At 69.1% G+C, this 19,125-nt stretch carries 20 protein-coding genes and 1 tRNA gene; 6 read left to right on the forward strand and 15 right to left on the reverse strand.

Features of this window, described 5'->3' with window-relative positions; all coding sequences use genetic code 11:
* Nucleotides 1-170: 170 nt before the first annotated feature.
* The 3 genes from Q7J39_RS04490 to Q7J39_RS04500 are packed head-to-tail and all read right to left on the reverse strand — an operon-like array spanning nt 171 to nt 3,335.
* On the reverse strand, nt 171-578 hold the full coding sequence (locus Q7J39_RS04490; RefSeq protein ID WP_304820858.1) for a DUF1489 family protein: 408 nt from the start codon (nt 576-578) through the stop codon (nt 171-173).
* Nucleotides 578-2,455 carry an acetyl/propionyl/methylcrotonyl-CoA carboxylase subunit alpha gene (locus Q7J39_RS04495; RefSeq protein WP_304820860.1) on the reverse strand — a complete coding sequence of 626 codons (1,878 nt, stop codon included), beginning with the start codon at nt 2,453-2,455 and terminating at the stop codon, nt 578-580. Before Q7J39_RS04495 ends, Q7J39_RS04490 begins: the two co-directional genes overlap by 1 nt.
* Before the next feature lie 43 nt (nt 2,456-2,498).
* Nucleotides 2,499-3,335, reverse strand: a complete 837-nt coding sequence (locus tag Q7J39_RS04500; RefSeq protein ID WP_304820861.1) for an enoyl-CoA hydratase-related protein — start codon at nt 3,333-3,335, stop codon at nt 2,499-2,501.
* A 226-nt stretch (nt 3,336-3,561) separates the two neighbouring features.
* Between Q7J39_RS04500 and Q7J39_RS04505 the strand changes: the two genes are divergently transcribed.
* A complete protein-coding gene (locus Q7J39_RS04505) occupies nt 3,562-3,762 on the forward strand; it encodes a hypothetical protein (protein WP_304820863.1) in 201 nt (66 codons plus the stop codon).
* Here Q7J39_RS04505 and Q7J39_RS04510 read toward each other — a convergent pair.
* The 3 genes from Q7J39_RS04510 to Q7J39_RS04520 all read right to left on the reverse strand — a co-directional run bounded on the left by Q7J39_RS04510 (nt 3,759) and on the right by Q7J39_RS04520 (nt 6,893).
* The gene (locus Q7J39_RS04510; protein ID WP_304820865.1) at nt 3,759-4,466 is read right to left on the reverse strand and encodes a hypothetical protein; all 708 of its coding nucleotides are present in this window, start codon (nt 4,464-4,466) and stop codon (nt 3,759-3,761) included. The two genes, Q7J39_RS04505 and Q7J39_RS04510, sit on opposite strands and share 4 nt — an antisense overlap.
* Nucleotides 4,467-4,488: 22 nt before the next feature.
* Nucleotides 4,489-6,111, reverse strand: coding sequence for a carboxyl transferase domain-containing protein (locus Q7J39_RS04515; RefSeq protein ID WP_304820867.1), 1,623 nt, complete (start codon nt 6,109-6,111; stop codon nt 4,489-4,491).
* 374 nt (nt 6,112-6,485) lie between these two features.
* Nucleotides 6,486-6,893 carry a ribonucleotide reductase subunit alpha gene (locus Q7J39_RS04520; protein ID WP_304820869.1) on the reverse strand — a complete coding sequence of 136 codons (408 nt, stop codon included), beginning with the start codon at nt 6,891-6,893 and terminating at the stop codon, nt 6,486-6,488.
* A gap of 131 nt (nt 6,894-7,024) precedes the next feature.
* Here Q7J39_RS04520 and Q7J39_RS04525 point away from each other — a divergent pair, with 131 nt between their 5' ends.
* Both Q7J39_RS04525 and Q7J39_RS04530 read left to right on the forward strand, forming a co-directional pair.
* Complete coding sequence (locus Q7J39_RS04525; protein WP_304820871.1) at nt 7,025-8,794, forward strand: patatin-like phospholipase family protein; 1,770 nt, start codon at nt 7,025-7,027, stop codon at nt 8,792-8,794.
* A 333-nt stretch (nt 8,795-9,127) separates the two neighbouring features.
* The gene (locus Q7J39_RS04530) at nt 9,128-9,397 is read left to right on the forward strand and encodes a hypothetical protein (protein WP_304820873.1); all 270 of its coding nucleotides are present in this window, start codon (nt 9,128-9,130) and stop codon (nt 9,395-9,397) included.
* A gap of 40 nt (nt 9,398-9,437) precedes the next feature.
* Here the strand turns inward: Q7J39_RS04530 and Q7J39_RS04535 are convergent, their stop codons facing one another.
* Both Q7J39_RS04535 and Q7J39_RS04540 read right to left on the reverse strand, forming a co-directional pair.
* On the reverse strand, nt 9,438-10,184 hold the full coding sequence (locus Q7J39_RS04535; protein ID WP_304820876.1) for an anti-sigma factor: 747 nt from the start codon (nt 10,182-10,184) through the stop codon (nt 9,438-9,440).
* A complete protein-coding gene (locus tag Q7J39_RS04540) occupies nt 10,181-10,672 on the reverse strand; it encodes an RNA polymerase sigma factor (protein ID WP_304820878.1) in 492 nt (163 codons plus the stop codon). Before Q7J39_RS04540 ends, Q7J39_RS04535 begins: the two co-directional genes overlap by 4 nt.
* Before the next feature lie 112 nt (nt 10,673-10,784).
* Here Q7J39_RS04540 and Q7J39_RS04545 point away from each other — a divergent pair, with 112 nt between their 5' ends.
* Together Q7J39_RS04545 and Q7J39_RS04550 are read left to right on the forward strand one after the other, a co-directional pair.
* Complete coding sequence (locus tag Q7J39_RS04545) at nt 10,785-12,146, forward strand: S8 family serine peptidase (protein WP_304820880.1); 1,362 nt, start codon at nt 10,785-10,787, stop codon at nt 12,144-12,146.
* Nucleotides 12,147-12,243: 97 nt separating this feature from the next.
* The gene (locus Q7J39_RS04550) at nt 12,244-12,693 is read left to right on the forward strand and encodes a hypothetical protein (RefSeq protein WP_304820882.1); all 450 of its coding nucleotides are present in this window, start codon (nt 12,244-12,246) and stop codon (nt 12,691-12,693) included.
* Nucleotides 12,694-12,881: 188 nt separating this feature from the next.
* Here Q7J39_RS04550 and Q7J39_RS04555 read toward each other — a convergent pair whose 3' ends face one another.
* The 7 genes from Q7J39_RS04555 to Q7J39_RS04585 all read right to left on the reverse strand — a co-directional run bounded on the left by Q7J39_RS04555 (nt 12,882) and on the right by Q7J39_RS04585 (nt 18,289).
* The gene (locus Q7J39_RS04555; protein WP_304820884.1) at nt 12,882-13,085 is read right to left on the reverse strand and encodes a YMGG-like glycine zipper-containing protein; all 204 of its coding nucleotides are present in this window, start codon (nt 13,083-13,085) and stop codon (nt 12,882-12,884) included.
* A gap of 60 nt (nt 13,086-13,145) precedes the next feature.
* A complete protein-coding gene (locus tag Q7J39_RS04560; protein ID WP_304820886.1) occupies nt 13,146-13,556 on the reverse strand; it encodes a DUF3574 domain-containing protein in 411 nt (136 codons plus the stop codon).
* 71 nt (nt 13,557-13,627) lie between these two features.
* The gene (locus Q7J39_RS04565) at nt 13,628-14,794 is read right to left on the reverse strand and encodes an isovaleryl-CoA dehydrogenase (protein ID WP_304820888.1); all 1,167 of its coding nucleotides are present in this window, start codon (nt 14,792-14,794) and stop codon (nt 13,628-13,630) included.
* Nucleotides 14,795-14,886: 92 nt separating this feature from the next.
* Nucleotides 14,887-16,302 carry a lysozyme gene (locus Q7J39_RS04570; protein WP_304820890.1) on the reverse strand — a complete coding sequence of 472 codons (1,416 nt, stop codon included), beginning with the start codon at nt 16,300-16,302 and terminating at the stop codon, nt 14,887-14,889.
* A gap of 67 nt (nt 16,303-16,369) precedes the next feature.
* Complete coding sequence (gene mgtE, locus Q7J39_RS04575) at nt 16,370-17,824, reverse strand: magnesium transporter (RefSeq protein WP_304820892.1); 1,455 nt, start codon at nt 17,822-17,824, stop codon at nt 16,370-16,372.
* A gap of 65 nt (nt 17,825-17,889) precedes the next feature.
* Nucleotides 17,890-17,974, reverse strand: a tRNA-Leu gene (locus Q7J39_RS04580).
* A gap of 54 nt (nt 17,975-18,028) precedes the next feature.
* Nucleotides 18,029-18,289, reverse strand: a complete 261-nt coding sequence (locus tag Q7J39_RS04585) for a FliM/FliN family flagellar motor switch protein (RefSeq protein WP_304820894.1) — start codon at nt 18,287-18,289, stop codon at nt 18,029-18,031.
* A gap of 67 nt (nt 18,290-18,356) precedes the next feature.
* On the opposite strand from Q7J39_RS04585, the gene lipB reads away from it, so the two are divergent.
* Nucleotides 18,357-19,085, forward strand: a complete 729-nt coding sequence (gene lipB / locus Q7J39_RS04590) for a lipoyl(octanoyl) transferase LipB (RefSeq protein WP_304820896.1) — start codon at nt 18,357-18,359, stop codon at nt 19,083-19,085.
* Nucleotides 19,086-19,125: the final 40 nt, after the last annotated feature.

Genomic DNA, 19,125 nt, shown 5'->3' on the forward strand with positions numbered 1-19,125 from the left:
GCCGGCTCCCTTTTCCCCTTGATCGTCATGGCCGGGCTTGTCCCGGCCACCCATGATCTCCGTCGTTCAGCAATGATCTCCGGCGCGCGCCCCGCGTTCTGCGGCAGGGCGGAGATCATGGGTCCCCGGGACAAGCCCGGGGATGACGGTGGTGATTGGATTGACGGAGCCTACCAGGCCCCGGCTTCCCGAAGCTGCCGCGCCAACTCGGTCGGAATCTCCCCGTCGCCGTCGGCGTCCAGATCGGGCGGCACGTCCTTCTGGTCGAAGTATCGCCAGCCCTGGAAGGCGCGGCGCGGGGTGGGCGCGACGCGGATGATCTCCGGGTCCAGGGTGATCTCGCACCTTACGTTGGGGTGTTCGCCCACGGTGCGGATGGCCAGGATCTTCTGGCGGCACAGGATCATGCCCTTGAAGATGCGGTACAGGGACCCGCCGTCCAGCAGTTCGTCGCCGCGCTTGGGCGACATGCGGGTGTGCAGCAGCCAGGGCTCTTTCTCGTCCTGATGGTAAGCCAGCAGGTCCTCTATGGTGTCGCAGCCCACGCAGAGGCGAAGCATGTTCAGACCGGACGCCATCAGGCCGACGCCTTCAGCCGCGCCAGGGTCACGCCCTCGCTGACCTGGTCGCCCACAGAGACGTTCAGGGCCTCCACCTCGCCGTCGAACGGCGCGGTGAGCGCGTGCTCCATCTTCATGGCCTCGAGGGTCAGCAGGGGCTGGCCGCGCACCACCATGTCGCCGACAGACACCGCCACGGCCACCACCTTGCCCGGCATGGGCGAGCGCACCTGGGCGTCGCCGGCCACATCGTCCAGATCGCGCAAGGGCGGGCGGGTGGCGAGCACATAGGTCTCGCCGCCTTCGAAGACCACCACCTCGCCGTCCTGCGTCATCAGGATGTTGGCCTCGATATCGCCCTCCGGCAGGGGGGCGTCGACCGCGGTCCCCTCCAGGAACAGGCGCACGGTGGCCTGGGGCTCGGCGTTCATGCGGAAGCCGGTGAGGCCCTTCCAGGGATTGGCCTGGTCTTCGTCGCGCTCCGCCAGCGCCGCCGCGGCGGCCACCGCCAGGAGTTGGTCGGAGGGCGCGGGAGTCGAGACGAGGTCTTCCAGGTTGCGCTCGATGAAGCCGGTGTCCACCTCGCCGGCGATGAAGTCGGGGTGGTCGAGACAGCGGGCCAGGAAGCCGGCATTGGTCTTCACCGGCCATACCTCCACCTCTGCGCAGGCCTGGGCGAGTTGATCGCTGGCGCCCTCACGAGTGGGCGCGTGAGCGATCAGCTTGGCGATCATGGGATCATAGAAGGGGCTGACCTCGCCGCCCTGCTCCACGCCGGCATCGACGCGGATGTCGCCGGGCAGGACGAAATGCTCCAGCACGCCGATGGAGGGCAGGAAGCCCGCGGCCGGGTTCTCGGCATAGAGGCGGGCTTCCACCGCGTGGCCGTTCAGCCGGATCTGATCCTGGGCCAGCGGCAGCGGCTCGCCCGAGGCGACGCGGAACTGCCACTCCACCAGGTCGACCCCGGTGACGGCCTCGGTGACCGGGTGCTCCACCTGCAGGCGGGTGTTCATCTCCATGAACCAGATGCGGTCGGGCTGCAGGCCTGAACTGGCGTCGGCGATGAACTCCACCGTGCCGGCGCCGACATAGTTCACCGCCCGGGCGGCCGCGACGGCGGCGGCGGTCACGGCGGCGCGGGCGGCTTCGCTCATGCCCGGCGCCGGCGCCTCCTCGATGACCTTCTGGTGGCGGCGCTGCAGGGAGCAGTCGCGCTCGAACAGGTGGACGACATTGCCGTGGCTGTCCCCGAAGATCTGCACCTCGATGTGGCGCGGCCGGGTGACGTAGGTTTCGATCAGCACCTTGGCGTCGCCGAAGCTGGCGGCGGCCTCCCGCTGGCAGGAGGCGAGCGCGGCGGCGAAGTCCTCCGGCCGGTCGACCCTGCGCATGCCCTTGCCGCCACCGCCGGCCACGGCCTTGATCAGCACGGGATAGCCGATGACTTCAGTCACCGCCTGCAGGTGTTCCAGGGACTGGTCGTCGCCCAGATAGCCCGGCGTCACTGGGACATTGGCCTTCTGCATCAAGGACTTGGCGGCGTCTTTCAAGCCCATGGCCTGGATGGCGGCCGGCGGCGGGCCGATCCAGATAAGCCCGGCCGCCATAACCGCCTCGGCGAAGGCGGCGTTCTCGGACAGGAAGCCATAGCCGGGATGGACAGCCTCGGCGCCGGTCTGCCGCGCGGCGGCGATGATCTTCTCGCCCACCAGATAGCTCTCGCGGGCGGCGGCGGGGCCGATCAGCACCGCCTGGTCAGCCTCGCGAACATGGAGCGCGTCGGCGTCGGCCTCCGAATAGACGGCCACCGTGGCGATACCCATGCGGCGGGCGGTCTTGAAGACGCGCCGGGCGATTTCGCCGCGATTGGCGACGAGGACGGATCTGATCATGCCGCGATCCTAGTGGGGCGCGGAGAGTCCTGCCAGGGGAGGATCAGACGGCCCAGGACGGCTTGCGCTTGTCGAGGAAGGCGCGGACGCCCTCCTGCCCTTCGGGGCTGACCCGGGTGCGGGCGATGCGCTTGGAAGTCTCTTCCATCATGTCGGCGATGGGCCGATAGGCGACATCCTCCACCAGCTTCTTGGAATCGGCCACCGCGATGGGCGCGCAGGCCATCATCTCGGTGGCGATGCGGGCGCAGGCGGCGTCGAGTCCCGCCGTGTCGGCCACCACCTCGGTGATCAGGCCGACCTTCTCGGCATAGGCCGCATCGAACACCGAGCCGGTGGCGAACAGCGCCCGCGCCGTGCGCGGCCCCACCGCGCCCACCACATAGGGGCTGACAGTGGCGGCGATCAGGCCCAGACGGACCTCCGCGAAGCTGAACTTGGCGTCCGCCGTGGCGACGGCGATGTCGCAGGTGGCGGCCAGGCCGGCCCCACCGCCATAGGCGCCGCCCTCCACCAGGGCCACGGTCAGGGCCGGGATGTCCCAGAGGCTCTTGAGCATCTTGGCCATGGCGTAGGCGTCTTCGCGATTGTCGCTCTCAGTGCGGTCTGCGGCCTCGCGCATCCAGTCGAGGTCAGCGCCGGCGCTGAAGATCCCGCCCGCGCCGCGCAGGAAGACCACCCGGACGCCCTCGGCGCCCTGCAGGGTCTCGAAAGCTTCGTGCAGCGCCGCGATCAGCCGGGCGTCGAAGGCGTTGCGCCGCTCCGGGCGGTTGATGGTCACCATGGCGACGCCTTCGACCGTGGCTTCGATCCGCACCAGGGATTGGTCCACATCGGTGTCGAGAACCTCGACCAGGGGATCGGCGATGGGATTGGTCATGGGAGCCTCGTTTTTCGAACTGCGTGATGGGGACATAAGCCCAACGCCGACGCTTTGACATAGGTCCTGACTTCGCGCGACGCGCCTATGGCGATTCTGTCACCATGCCGGAGATAACGGCCCAATCCGGGCCGAAGGCCGGTTGATCCGGGGGCCGCTCTGTCCGAAACATCCGCCGAGATCGATACGCGGCGGTTTCCCCCCGCCGCCCGCGGAAAGGATGACCATGCCCAGGACCGCAGATGCGCTGTCCCTCACCCAGGCGCTCGGCGGCGCCCAGGCGACAGCCGGGCCGGCCCGGCGCCCCCGCGGCAAGCTTGCGCGTCGCACCACCGCCAACCTCGCCCTGACCCTCGGCGTGATGGCCACCGCCGTCAGCCTGGGCGTCCTGGTGGGCCAGGTGGCCCGCGCCCTGATGGGCGGCTAGTCCGGGCAAGGGCTCCGCGATTGCGCCCTCACCTGAGGGCTCGCGCAGAGATCGGGACCTTCGGCGGCCTGGGCCTTGATCAGCGCGCCGCGCACCTTCGAATAGCCGTCGCAGAGATCGGCGATGCACACGCCGGCCCGGGCCATGCGGGCCTTGGCGGCTGGCACGCTGTGCTGGTTCAGAAGGTAGAAGGCGAACATTCCCGAGGGATCGTCGGAGACGTCGTCAGCCCAGTAGCCGATGTCACCCGCATACTGCGAGCCCCAGTTGGCGCGGTCCTCGCTGGCCTTCTCCAGGGTGAACCAGCTCTCCTCGACATAGAAGATGGCCAGGCTCCAGCGATCGCGGTCGGCGGCCAGGCGAGCGACGCATCCGGCCGGGTCGTCGTGGCCGAAGTTGGAATAGAGGCAGCGGAGTTCCGGGTGGTCGATTTCCACGGCGAACAGGTTGTCGGCGCCCTCGTTCAGGGCGGTCTCCGCCGCCAGCCGGGTCTGGTTCCGGAAGGACGCGTAACCGGCGTAGATACCCACGAAGACCAGGACCACGGTCAGGCAGGCGACGATCGGCTCCCAGAATTCGGTGGTCCGGATCCGCCGCTTGCGGCCCAGGCGGTAGAGGACGCCCGCCAGGATCACGGCGAAGACCGTCACCGGGAACATGAAGATCACCCGGTCGAGGGTGCCGACGTTCCAGAGCGCGTTCAAACCGTCCTCCCCCCGAAGGCCGCTACATGCGGAAGATACCGAACCTGGTTTCCGGAATAGGCGCGTTGAGGGCCGCGGAGATCGAGAGGCCCAGCACGTCGCGGGTCTGGACCGGATCGATTATCCCGTCGTCCCAGAGCCTGGCAGTGGCGAAATATGGGTCGCCCTCGGTTTCGTAGCGGTCGCGGATCGGGGCCTTGAAGGCCTCTTCCTCGCTCGCAGGCCAATCGCCGCCCCTCGCCTCCACGCCGTCGCGGCGAATCGTGGCCAGCACGCTGGCGGCCTGTTCGCCGCCCATGACGCTGATCCGGCTGTTGGGCCAGGTCCACATGAAGCGCGGGGAATAGGCCCGGCCGCACATGCCGTAGTTGCCGGCCCCGAAGGAGCCGCCGATCAGGACGGTGAACTTGGGCACCTCGGCGCAGGCGACGGCTGTGACCAGCTTGGCGCCATCCTTGGCGATGCCGCCGGCCTCGTACTTTCCGCCGACCATGAAGCCCGAGATGTTTTGCAGGAAGACCAGCGGGATCCCGCGCTTGCAGGCCAGTTCGATGAAGTGGGCGCCCTTCAGGGCGCTTTCCGAGAACAGCACGCCATTGTTGGCCAGGATGGCGACCGGCTGGCCCCAGATGCGGGCGAATCCGGTGACCAGGGTCGTGCCGTACAGCGCCTTGAACTCGTCGAACTCCGACCCGTCGACGATGCGGGCGATCACCTCGCGCACGTCATAGGGCGCGCGGACGTCGGTGGGGACGATGCCGTAGAGCTCGTGGGGATCAAACAGCGGCTCGCGGGGTTCGGCCAGGACGACCTGGTCGGGCTTGCGGGTGTTCAGGTTGGCGACGATGGAGCGGACGATCTGCAGGGCGTGCTCGTCGTCCACCGCCACATGGTCCACCACGCCCGAGCGTCGGCCGTGGGTGTCGGCGCCCCCCAGTTCGGTGGCGCTGATCACCTCGCCGGTAGCGGCCTTCACCAGGGGCGGACCGCCCAGGAAGATGGTACCCTGGCTCTCCTCGCCGGTCCCGCGCACGATGACCGTCTCGTCGCTCATGGCCGGGACATAGGCCCCGCCAGCGGTGCAGGAACCCATGACGCAGGCGATCTGGGCAATGCCCTCGCCGCTCATCCGGGCCTGGTTGAAGAAGATTCGGCCGAAGTGGTCGCGGTCGGGGAAGACCTCGGCCTGGTGAGGCAGGTTCGCGCCGCCGCTATCCACCAGGTAGATGCAGGGCAGCCGGTTCTGCATCGCCACCTCTTGCGCGCGCAGGTGCTTCTTCACGGTCAGGGGGAAATAGGCCCCGCCCTTCACCGTGGCGTCGTTGGCGACGATCATCACCTCGCGGCCCGAGACCCGGCCGATGCCGGTGATGACGCCAGCGCCCGGCGCCTCGCCGTCATAGAGGCCGTGGGCGGTGAGCGCGCCGACCTCCAGGAAGGGCGATCCGGCGTCCAGCAGGCGCATGACCCGCTCGCGGGGCAGCAGCTTGCCGCGGCCGGCGTGGCGTTTCCGAGAGTCTTCGGGGCCGCCGAGCGCCGCGGCGGCGACCCGCTCGCGCAGCTGCGCCACCAGGGCGCGGTTGACCTGTTCGTTGGCCTGGAAGGCCTCGCCTTTGGTGTCGATGGCGGACTTCAGTTGGGGCATGGGCAAGGCATAGCCGGGCCGGGCGACCCAGGCTAGGGGCGCGCGGGACCCCTTCCGCTTCAGGCGGATAGATCTGAAACGGAGAATAGCCCCTTCTCCACTGGGCTCGGGCGCGCGTCCCTGTCCTTCTTCCGCAAGGGGAGAAGGTGGCCCTGCGGTGCAGGGTCGGGGGTCACGCTCCCCCTCAGAACAACAACTCCCGTCATCCCGGGCGACCCGCAGGGGAGACCCGGGACCCAGGGGGATTGATTGCGGCCACTGGGTCCCGGCTCTCCGCTTCGCTGCGGCCGGGATGACGTTGGAGGTTTATCGGACAGGGAGATCGACCCCATCCGACCCCGCATGGGGCGTAAGGAGCGCCGAGGGTGCGCCCCCTATTGGAACAGGATGGGCTCGCCATCCGGGCCATAGGCGGCGAAGCGGCCGACCCCGCCGACGCGGACGGCGTCGACCATGGACTGCAGGGCCACCTCGATCTGGGCCGTGGTGGGGGCGACACCGCCCGTTCCGGACAGACTGGCGGCGAAGGCCACCTGCCAGGGCGGACCGGCGCGTCGCGATTCGGCCAGCAAGGCCCCGAAGTCGGCCAGCTCGCCGGGCGCCTTGTCCACGCACATCAGGGGGGCGAGCGCCCCGCCCTCCCCGGCCAGGAAGCGTTCGCGCTGGGCCTGCGTGGCGCCGTCGGGCAGTTCGGCGGCGGCGAAGACGAACAGCAGGCGCTGCGGATCGGGCTGGGCGGTGGCGGCGTCGAGGAGCTGCTGGAAATGAGAGCTTTGAGTCATGGCGCGATCCTGGCCGAGATCGGCGCGGCGAAACTTGCGCCAAGTCAAACCGGACATCGCGCCGCAGCCGAACCCTGTCCCGCGCAAAACCGGTTCACAGTTGGAGGAAACACACCTTAGGCTCCCGCTCCGTGGCGAACCTTCCCGGCATATCGACCGACTCAGCGCTGTCCAGGCTCTTCGAGGACGAGCGCGCCCAGGGCGAGGCCACGTGGTTCTCCCTTCCCGGCGGCGTGACACTGTTCGACGCCGGGGAGCCGGCCGATCATCTCTACTTCGTGCGCGCCGGGCGCCTGGGGGCCTTCCGCCGCGAGGAGGGCCACGAGCCGCAGTTCCTGGGCGTGATCCGCCCCGGCGAGCCCGCCGGCGAGATGTCGATGATCTCCGGCGTGCCGCATTCGGGCCATGTGGTGGCCCTGCGGGATTCGGAAATCTTCGCCCTGCCCCGCGAGGCCTTCTTCGACGCCTGCGACGATGACTCCGAAGTCATGGTCGAACTGGCCCGGCTGATGATCCTGCGCAGCCGCCAGGCCGCCACCAAGTCATCGGGCGCGGCGCCCTCGGTGTTCGGCTTCGTCACCATCGGCGACCCGGTCGCCGTGCGCCCCCAGGTGGATCGTATCGCCCGAGAGATCGGCAAGCTGGGCTATTCGGTCACGGTCATCGGGGCGGAGGCGCAGCACGCCCCCACCGAATGGTTCTCAGAGGTCGAGCGGGACTACGACTTCGTCCTCTACTGCGCCGAGGCCGAGGACCTGGGCTGGCGCCAGGTGGTGGGGCGTCAGGTGGACCGGCTGTTTCGCCTCGGCCGGGGCGACGTCGCCCCGCCGCTCGACCATCCCCACGCCAACGAACCCCTGCAGGGCCAGAACCTGGTGGACCTGATCCTGGTCCAGAGGCGCGGCGCGAAGGCGCCGGCGGGCTCCGAGGCGTGGATGGACGCCGCCAAGCCCTCGCGCCTGTTCCATATGCGCCGAGACCACGCTGGCGACGTTCAGCGTATCGCCCGGGTCCTCACCGGCCAGGCGGTCGGCCTGGTTCTCTCGGGCGGCGGCGCGCGGGCCTATGCCCATATCGGCGCGGTGAAGGCCCTGCGCGAACGCAAGGTGCCCATCGACTTCGTGGGCGGCGTCTCCATGGGCGCCATCATCGCCGCCGGTGTGGCCCTGGGCTGGGACGAGGCTGAGATGGAGTGGCGCATCCGCGCCGCCTTCGTGAACACCAGTCCGCTGGACGATATCGCCATCCCCCTGCTGGCCATGACCCGGGGCGAGAAGGTGCGCGACCGCCTGGCCGAGCATTTCGGCGAGGTGCAGATCGCCGACATGTGGCTGCCGTTCTTCTGCCTGTCATCGAACCTGACCACAGGGACCTACCAGCTGCACCGGCGCGGCCTGCTGCGCGAGGCGCTGCGGGCCACCATCTCCCTGCCCGGCATCCTGCCGCCGGCCACCCACAACAACGACGTGCTGGTGGACGGGGCGGTGATGAAGAACTTCCCCGCCGACGTGATGCGCATCAACGAGCTGGGCCCGATCATCGGCATCGACGTCTCAAGGGGCCGCTCGATCACCGCGGCCGACGTGGCGCGGCCGTCCTCGGTCTGGCGCTGGATCTTCTCAGGCCAGTGGCGCAAGGGCCCGCCCATTGTCTCCCTGCTCATGCGGGCGGCGACGGTCTCCACCGGCCGTGATCTGGCCGCGGCGCGCGACGCCACCGACGTGCTGGTGACGCCGGAGGTGGCGGGCGTCGAAATCCGCGACTGGGCCGCTTACGAGCCCGCCGTGGCCGGGGGCTACAAGGCGATGATCGAGGCCCTGGACAAGCTGAGCGTGCCAGTCACCGACCTGCGCCGCCGGCCCAGCCTGCAGCAAAAGGCCGCCGCCAGCGGACGACGCTAGGCTTTCCTCCCCTGTTTACGGGGGCGGAGAACAGGCGCCGGAACACGAAATCGGCATGCGTCAACGGCGACGTTTGCGGATCGATCAAATCGGTCCCATATTCGAGGTCTTGTTCAACAACTGAAAGGAGGTGACCCAGTGTCTCATTGTCTTCATCCGCAGGTGGAAACCGTGCTCTGGGCCTCCGCTTACGAGGCTTGCGCGTAAGCGCTTCAGGTTGCGGGGCCGCTGAGCGGTCCGACAATGGAACGGCCGGCCCCGACAACGGGCCGGCCGTTCGCATATGTGGAACAGGCTTTCCGGCAATTAACACAAAGTCTGAACGAAACCTTGATGCTGCCCTGTCAGGTTGGCGGCATGGACCCGATCAACGCCCCCCCGGCCGCCGCTGACTACGCCACACGTCGGCTGATCTTCCCGCCCAAGCCGGCGCAGAACGCCGCGCCCTTCACCGCCAATCAGGACGGCCCCACCGCGGTCGCGGCGCGGAAGCCTGACCAGCCCAAGCCGGACCAGGTGAAGAACCGCGAGGCCGACGAGGACGTCACCCGTCAGCGCACCGAGGACAAACGGATGGGCACGCTGTTCGATTTGCGAGCCTAGGCCTCAGAAGCCTTCCCCCATCGAGGGGGAAGGATGGTTGCTAGTCCCGCCAGCGACGCGCCTTGGCGGCCATCTCACCGGCCCGATCCAGCGGCTCGCCTTCGATCATTCCGTCCACCGCCGCCAGCACCGCCGGCGCGGTGGCGCTGGCCGCCGTGCGGTAGTCGAAGGTCTTGGTGGGGGCCGGCGCGGCCGTGGTCATGCGCGCGATCCAGCGAGGGCCCTCGCGGCAGGCGATCCCGGCGATGCGCTGAGCATCGGCCTGGAAGGTCCGGCAATAGCGGCCGTCGGCGGTCTTGAAGCTGATCGCCAGGCGCGCCGGCCCGGAACTGGCCGAGAGGTTGTTGTTCAACGCCCTGGCCAGCCCGCCCTTCGCCACCAGGGCCCCGTCCATGCTGGGGGCCAGGACACCGGCGTTCTGTTGGGAGATCAGATAGCCCGCCACCGCGCCAACCATCAGGGTCGCGGCCACGGAACTCCAGGCGGGCAAGGTGACCTTGACCTGCGGCTTGGGGGCGGGAGGCGGCTTCCGGCGGTCGGCGAGCTTCACCACATTGTCCGGGTCAGCCTCGGCGCCGGCCTTGGCGGCGGCCATCAGCTGAGCCGGCACGCTCTCCCGGGCGACGTTCGCATAGGCGCCGGCCACCTTGGCCCGCAGCAGGCGGTGTTCCTCCAGGCGGACGCCCAGCACCGGGTCCGCGGCCACCGCGGCCTCCACCTCGGCCCGCCCAAAGGCGTCGAGCTCGCCATCGACATAGGCGATCAGTTTCCGGTCATCGATTTTCATGCCGCACCCCTCAGATCCGCCAACAGGGCGTTGCGGCCCCGGACCAGACGGCTGGTGAGAGTTCCTTCGGGAACCTCCAGCACCGCGGCCGCTTCGCGATAGGATAACCCCTCCACCAGCACCAGCGCCACGGCCAGTCTCTGGTCATCGGGCAGCCGCGCCATGGCCTGCTCCACGGAGGCGGCCTGCAGATGGGCCTCCATGGCCGCCGCGCCGTCGGTTCCGATGTTCAGCCCCTGCTCTTCAGGGGCGAACACCCGGGCCTGGCGGCTGCGGGCGCGGGCTTCGTCGATCCAGGCGTTCTTCATGATCCTGTACATCCAGCTATCGAGGCGGGTCCCCGGCGTCCACTGGGCGGCGCGCAGCAGAGCGCGCTCCACGGTAAGCTGGGTCAGGTCGTCGGCGTCGGCGACATCCCGGGTGATCGCCCGCGCCAGGCGGCGCAGGCGAGGAAGCAGTTCGACGATCTCACGCTGAATTTCGTCCAAGACCTCGCCTCTGTCTGGGGATGAAACGACGGAGCCGGGGCGTTCCATCCCCGTCATGAGGAACAAAACGCCACTGCCGCGCTTAGGTCCCCATCGGGAACGGGAATTCACGATGGGCCCCTGTCATTGTTGGATCGTCGGCTCGCTGAGCGTCGTGGCCATGAGCGTCGTGGCGCTTCCGGCCAGTGCGCAGCTGGGCGGCTTGCCGTCGATACCCGGAGGCGGCGGACTGCCGATGGGCGGCTTCCCCGACCTCCCCCTGCCGGCTGTCGCGGCGCCACGCTTGCCGACGGTAAGCGGCCTGGCGCGCCAAGCCCAGTCTCTGGAAGGCCAGACCCTCAGCGCCCTGCGCGGCCGGCAGGTTCAGGCGCTGATCCGCGACCATGCCGACGTCATCGACGTGGACGACCACGGCCAGGCGGTGGTGCGCGGCGAGGTGCTGATCCTGTCGCCCTCCCCGCAGTCCCTGGCCATCGCGAGGAAGGCCGGCTTCCGAGTCGGGGACGAGACGCGTCTTGAGGGACTGGACCTCAGCACCGTCACCCTGACCCCGCCCGCCGGAGTCCCGGCCCGCGAGGCGGTGCGGCGCCTGCAGGCCCTGGATCCGCAGGGACAGTATGACTTCAACCACATCTATCTCGGCGCGGGGACGGCCGCGGGCGAGGCCGGTGTCCGCGCCGCGGGGGGCGGCGGTTCCGGCGTCCGCATCGGCCTGGTGGACGGCGGCGTGGCGGCTCATCCCAGCCTGGGTCCGGTGGAGCAGCGCGGCTTCGCGCCGGGCGGTCTGAAGGTCAGCGCCCACGGCACGGCGGTGGCGTCGCTGATGGTGGGACGCTCGCGCGCCTTCCGGGGCGCGGCGCCGGGCGCCCGGCTGCTGGTGGCCGATGTCTATGGCGGCTCCCCCACCGGAGGCTCGGCGGCGATCATCGCCCAGGCCCTGGCCTGGATGGCCCGCAGCAAGGTCCCGGTGATCAATGTCAGCTTGGTGGGCCCGCCCAACGTCACCCTGAGGGCCGCCGTGGCCGCCCTGACGGCCCGAGGGCACCTGGTGGTGGCCGCCGTGGGCAATGATGGACCGGCCGCCCCGCCGCTCTATCCGGCGGCCTATCCGGGGGTGGTGGCGGTCACCGGGGTCGATTCGCGGCGCCGGGTGCTGCCCGAGGCCGGACGTGGCGGACATGTGGACTTCGCCGCCCCCGGCGCCGACATGGCGGGCGCGTCCAGCCAGGGCGGCTATGTGGCCCTGCGCGGCACCTCCTTCGCCGCGCCGTTGGTGGCCGGACGCCTGGCGCTCGACCTTCCGGAGCCGGACAAGGCCGATGCGGACCGCGCGGTGGCCACCCTGTCGCGTCAGGCCAGGGACCTGGGCGCGCAGGGCGCCGATCCCGTCTACGGCAAGGGCCTGGTGGCCTTCGACCTGCGCACCTCGCCGGTGGCCGTGGGGGCCGGCCGCGGCGTGCTGGCGGGGGAGTGACCGGACAAACTTCAAAAAGGTCGGGATGAAAGGACGCACCCGGGACGTTTGACCTCTCAAGAGCCGCACCTTCGGCTTGAGAAATTGGGAGAACAACATGCTTAGGACCACGATGATCGCGGCCGCGGCCGCCAGTGCTCTTCTCGCCCTCGGCACGGGCGCCCAGGCTCAACTTGTCGGCGGCGCCCTTGGCGGCGGCGGCAATGTCGGCGGCATGGTCGGTGGCGCCGGCGGCGGGGTGATGGGCTCGGGTTCGCTCGGCGGCTCGGTGGACGCCAGCGGGGCCGGCTCGACGGTGCGCGGCGCCTCTGGCTATGCCCGCGATGCCGCCAGCAGCACGGCTGGCTACGCCCGGGACACCGCCGCCCAGACCGCGCGCCAAGCCCGGGCCGAAGCCCGCGCCGCCAAGCGCGCCGCGACCCGCGCCGCCCGCTCGGTCAGCGTCGACGCCGACGCCGGCGCCTCGGCCGACGCCTCGCCCAACGGGGCCGACGCCTCGGTGGGCGTCAACGCATCTGCTCAGGGTTCCGTCTCGCGCCCCCGCTGAGGCTTCCCTTGGAGCGGACGCTGCGGACCTGGCGTGCCTGGAGAGGCTTGCGTGAGCCGCGCCAGGTCTGACAGCGGAAAGGCCGCCGGGTATCCCCGGCGGCCTTTCGTATGTCGAGACACCCCGATGGAGGTGACCTTGTCGGATATGACCCTTGAGAGGTCTTTCCGGCCGCCGCTGCGGTTGGTCTAGTAGCGGGGGGTGGTGGCCGCGCCGGCGACGCCGCCGATTGCCGCGCCCGCGAGCGCGCCCTTGGCGTCACCGCTGACGGCGGCCCCGATGGCTGCGCCGCCCAGGGCGCCGGTGGCGGCCCGTTGGGTGGTGGTGGTGCCGCAGGCGGCAAGGGTCATGGCCGCGGCGGCGGCGACGGTGAGGACGAGGATCTTACGCATGATGTTCTTCTCCTTCAGTTCGGGAGACAGAACCCACGGGCGGTGAGTCGGGTTCCGAGCTTAGAACGAGACGCAGGCCCGCTGGCTGATCATCATCACGCTGTCCTGGTGGAAGCGCTCGACATAGGCCTGCCGCACCTCGCCCAGTTTGCGACGGTTCTCGCCATGGGTGGCGGGCAGGACCAGCACGACGATCTTGGCGGCCTCACGGATCAGCTTGTTCTCCGCGCCCGTCCATTGGCCGCCGCCGTCCAGGACGGTGAGCCCCTCGGGGAAGCGCGGGGTCAGGACCTCGTCGGTGAACTTGCGGAAGTCGGCGTCGGAGACGCCCGGCTTGCCGCCGATGTTCTGGCCGAAGAACAGCTGGGCGGTGCGCATGGGCTCCTCCCCCGCCGCGCAGGTCAGGCGGGACTCCAGGCTGGCGCAGCTCGCGACCAGCATCAGCGGCAGCAGGACAAGGGCGTTACGCATCAGTCTCACCTCCGCCCCCCCGGCGTGGTCCGTCCATCTAAGGTGAATCGCAGGTGTAGAAAGCGTTGACGTTAGGCGCCGATCAGCTCCCGGCCGATCAGATAGCGGCGGATTTCGTTGGTCCCGGCGCCGATGTCGTACAGCTTGGCGTCCCGCAGCAGGCGCTCGGCCGGATAGTCCTTGGTGTAGCCGGCGCCTCCCAGGGCCTGGATGGCCTCCAGGCTGACCTTCACGGCGTTCTCCGAGGCCATCAGGATCGCGCCGGCGGCGTCGAACCGCGTGGTCTGACCGGCGTCGCAGGCCCTGGCGACAGCATAGACATAGGCCCGCGCCGAGTTCAGGGCGACATACATGTCGGCCACCTTGCCCTGCATGAGCTGGAACGAGCCGATCGGCTTGCCGAACTGCTTGCGCTCGCGGACATAGGGTAGGACCACGTCCAGGCAGGCCTGCATGATCCCCAGAGGCCCGCCCGACAGCACCGTGCGCTCATAGTCCAGGCCGCTCATCAGCACGCCGACGCCGCCATTGACCGGCCCCATGACGTTCTCTTCCGGCACCTCGCAGTCCTCGAACACCAGCTCGCCGGTGTCGGAGCCGCGCATGCCCATCTTGTCGAGCTTCTGGCCCACCGAGAAACCCTTGAAGTCCTTCTCGATCAGGAAGGCGGTGATCCCCTTGCTGTTCTCGCCGGGCTCGGTCTTGGCATAGACCACCAGGACGTCGGCGTGCGGCGCGTTGGTGATCCAAAACTTGGTTCCGTTCAGGACATAGCGGTCGCCGCGGCGTTCGGCCTTCAGGCTCATGGAGACCACGTCGGAGCCGGAGCCGCTTTCGCTCATGGCCAGGGAGCCGACATGCTCGCCGGAGATCAGGCCCGGCAGGTAGCGGCGCTTCTGATCCTCCGAGCCCCAGCGGCGAATCTGGTTCACGCAGAGGTTGGAGTGGGCGCCGTAGGAGAGCCCAACCGAGGCCGAGGCGCGGCTCACCTCCTCCATGGCCACCACGTGCTCGAGGTAGCCCAGGCCAAGGCCGCCGAACTCTTCCTCGACGGTGATGCCGTGCAGGCCAAGCTCGCCCATCTGCGGCCAGAGTTGGCGCGGGAAGGTGTTGGTCGCGTCGATGTCGGCGGCCAGGGGCGCGATGCGGTTAGTGGCGAAGCGCTGCGTGGTGTCTCGGATGGCCTCGGCGGTCTCGCCAAGTCCGAAGTCCAGCGAAGGTCCAGGGTTCGGGATCATGTCGCGGTGGTAGCACAGACTGGCCCAGAACGAGAAAGGGCCCGGCGATACGCGCCAGGCCCCTTCCCTACTCAATCCCCCCCGGGAACTGGCTATTGCGCGTCGAGGTCGTCCTCTTCGTCGAGATCGCCCCGGCCGAGCCGGTCGAGCATGAGATAGACCGCCACCCCGAAGAAGCCGATGCCGGCGAGCGCCGCCATCCAGCCCACGGTCATGGGGTTGAACAGGCCCCCGTCACGGTCGGGGCTGACACTGGCCGCCCAGAACAGGCCGCCGGCGAAGAAGGCCAGGCCCACCACCGTCAGGCCCACCAGCAAAGGCAGGCTGAGCTTGGGCTGTTCCGGCTCCAGCAGATCGAAGGCGGGGTCGTACTCCAGGGTGTCGTCGATGTAGATGCGGCGCTCTTGCGGCGGCGATGGCAGGCCGAGCTGATCATTGGCCGCGGAGGTCTGGCGGTCGAACAGGGTCGGGTGCGATTCGTTGGCCGCGACAGGCAGCTCCAGGCGGGGCCGCTCAACAGGCGCCGGCTCGTAGCTCTCTTCCGGCTGCGTCAGGACGAAGGCGCGGTCGCCCCCGGCCATGGCGACCGGCGCGGCGGGCGGCGGCGCGGTCGGCTCGACGTAGGCCGCCTGGCGAGCCACCGGCGGCGGCGCGGCCTCGATCGGGGCGACCGGTTCGGCTTCAGGCGCAGCCTCGGTCAGGGGCGCGGGTTGGAAAGGCGCGGGCTGCTCGGCCGGCGGGTCGCGGAAGATGGTGGAGAGGCGCGAGGTGACGCTGGCCGCGGCCGTCTGGGTGGGGCTCAGCTCCTCCTCCGGCACGACCGGCACGATGGGCGGCGCCGGCTCAGGCGTGAGCACGGCCACGGGCGCCACGGCTTCCACCGGCAACACCGGGGCGGCGTGAGGGGCGACCACGTCGGTCTCACGTTCGACAATGGCGCGCGGGCCGTCCATCGGCGCCTTGAGGGCCGTGGGGGTTTCGCGCGGCACCATGCCGGCGGCGTCCATGTCCACATTGGGACGCAGGATCGGGGACGGGGCCGGGACCCAGCCGTGGGTCGGGGTCAGGAACAGGGTCTTCTCAGCCGAGCGGCGGCGGACCAGGGCGTCGATGACGATGCGCTCGCCTTCGAAATCGGCCTTGCGCCACAGCTCCATGGCGCAGGCGGCCTGCAGCAGCTGGCCCTCATTGACCCGGCGCAGGACCGACGAGCGGCGGAAGTTGTCGACGCCGATGTTGAAGGCGAAGGCGCAGAGGGAATCGAACTGGTTCTGGGTCAGCGGGGTGTAGGTCCACTCGTTGACCGAATGGGCGACCGCGATCAGGTCGTAGAGCAGCAGCGCCTCGGCGTCCTGTTCCGAGACTTCCGCGCCGTCGCGGGCGGTGAGCGTGTGGCCATAGCCGATCGTCCAGCGGCCATCGGCGAGCTGAGCGGACTTCCGGCGGTAACCTTCGAACCGCTTGATCAGGTCGATCGCAGTTCGGGAAACTTGATGACGAGGTTTCATGGCCAGTTGACCCAGTTTGAGACAGGCGCCGCAGCGCTTGGACCTCAACGGGCAAGATAGGGGCCGGTTACAACAGGATCACAGCCGCCAGGCCCAGGAAGGACAGGAAACCCATGAAGTCGGTCACGAATGTGACGAAGACCGACGATGAAACCGCCGGATCGCGCCCCAGGCGATCGAGGGTCAGGGGCACGAGGGTTCCCACCACCGCGGCGATGGAGACATTCACGATCAGGGCCAATCCCACGGTGACCGACAGGCGCAGGTCATGGAACCAGAGGAAGACCGCCACGGACATGATGGCGGCCAGGGTCGCGCCGTTGAGAACCCCAACGCTGATTTCACGCAGGAAGATGCGCATGGCGTTCGAGGCGTTCAGCTCGCGGTTGGCCAGGGCCCGGACCGCGACCGCCAGGGTCTGGGTGCCGGCATTGCCCCCCAGGGACGCCACGATGGGCATGAGGACCGCCAGGGTCACCAGCTTGGTGATCTCGGCCTGGAAGGCGGCGATGACGCTGACGGCGACGGTGGCGGTCAGCAGGTTGAGGACCAGCCACGGCAGGCGCGAGCGCACGATGCCGAAGACACCGGCGTCGCGGCCGGCGTCGGAGACCCCGGCCAGGGCCAGGATGTCCTCTTCGCTCTCGTCCTGGATGACGCCGACGATGTCATCGACGGTGATCTGTCCCACCAGCCGGCCGCCCGGCTCCACGACCGGCGCGGAGATCAGGTGGTACTTGTCGAAGATGTAGGCCACCTCCTCCTGGTCCATCTGGACCGGGATCTCGGTAATGGGCTCCATGACCTGGGCGAGCGGCGCGTCGCGCCGGGTGCGCAGCAGGTGGCTGACGGGAACCGCGCCCACCGGCTTGTGGGCCGGATCGACCACATAGACGTCGAAGAACAGCTCGGGCAGCTCGTCGCCTTCCCGCAGGAAGTGCTCGATGGTCTGGCCGACGGTCCAGAACTGGGGGGCCCACACCACCTCGCGCTGCATGAGGCGGCCGGCGGTCTCGTCCTCATAGGCCAGGCTGCTCTCGATGGCCGAGCGTTCCATCTCCGGCAGGGCGGCCAGGACCTGGGCGCGCTTGTCGTCCTCCAGGTCGTCGACGACGTCCACCGCGTCATCGGAATCCATCTCGCCCAAGGCCTTGGCGAGAATCGCGGACGGGACATGCTCCAGCACGTCCTCGCGGATCTCGGTGTCCAGTTCGGAAAGGATTTCGGCCAGGGCCTCGGGATCGAGGTGAGCCACAACCTCGGCGCGGTAGTCCGACGACAGGAACCCCATGAGGTCGGCGACGTCGGCCGGGTGCAGGGCGGCCAGCAGTTCGCGCAGGCGCTCTGCGTCGCCACGGTCGATCGCATCGACGACCATGGCCACGAAGTCGGGGTTTAGCGCGTAGTCCTCGCCAAGGGCGAGATCCTCGAGGTCCTCGACCTCGGCGGACGTCAGGCTCTGCCGCGAAGCCCGCAGGTCCAGAACGTCGTCCTCCTTAGGATGTTCGGTGTCGCGACTCATGCGGACCTCCCCTCCTAACGTATGACGATGCTCTAGCTCTGCAGCTGCGAAAGACCCTAATTCACTGGTGCGGTCGAGAAGACTCGAACTTCCACGGGTTGCCCCACAGCGACCTCAACGCTGCGCGTCTACCAATTCCGCCACGACCGCTCGTGGTGAGGCGCGGCAGGTAGCAAACCCCCGAGCGTTTGTGAAGCGTTGTGGCTAGCCGCCGGCCATATAGTCGTAAACATTGGCTGCGCGGGTGACCGCGATGGAGATGCGATCCTCGTTAATCTGGATTTCTCCACGGGCCACGGGGTGGTTATTGGCCAGAATCCACACCTCTTCGTTGACACTGGCGTCCAGCGGAATCACCGCACCGCGGCCCATCCGCAGCAATTGCTGCATGGGCAGGGTGGAACGACCCAGAACCACCGAGATCTCGACGTTGACGGCGTTAACCTGACCCAAAACCCCACCCATCAAAAAACACCAGGAAATCAAAGGGGGCTTTGCACCCTCTGTTCCTTGAGCCCACATTGGCGCTGACATGCTTGACCGGTCGTTAAATGCTGAGGCTTCCCCGCCCTATTTCGGTCGTGCCGACGGCGCGCCCGTCGGGTGGGCGGTTTCGACCGGATACGTCGGCTACGAGGACGCCGTGGCCGCCATGGAGGCCCGCGCCGCGGCGATCGCCGAGGGCTCGGCGGGCGAACTTGTCTGGCTTTTGGAGCATCCGCCGCTCTACACCGCCGGAATCTCGGCGAAATCGGCCGATTTGCTGGAGCCGGACCGATTCCCGGTCTTCCCCACGGCGCGCGGCGGGCAGTTCACCTATCATGGCCCCGGCCAGCGGGTGGCCTATGTGATGCTGGATCTTACCGCCCGGCAGCGCGACGTGCGCGCATTCGTCGCTGGCCTGGAGGCCTGGATCATCGGAGCCCTGGCGCGGTTCAACGTCACCGGGGAGATTCGCGACGGCCGCGTGGGGGTCTGGGTGGAGCGACGGGTGTCCGGCGCCCCGACCCGCGAGGACAAGATCGCCGCGATCGGGGTGAAACTGCGCCGCTGGGTGTCCTTCCACGGCGTCTCGCTGAACGTGGAGCCCGACCTCAGCCATTTCTCCGGCATCGTCCCCTGCGGCCAGACCGAGCACGGGGTGACGAGCCTGGTGGACCTCGGCCTGCCGGTGACCATGGATGAGGCCGACGCCGCGCTCATGGAGAGCTTCGCGGCTGTGTTCGGGGCTGTGGAGCGGGTCGAGACGCCGCTGCTGTAACCCCTTTCCTCCCCCGTTTCGCTCCGCTTCACGGGGGAGG

Source organism: Phenylobacterium sp. (assembly GCF_030651185.1).
Classification (GTDB): domain Bacteria; phylum Pseudomonadota; class Alphaproteobacteria; order Caulobacterales; family Caulobacteraceae; genus Phenylobacterium.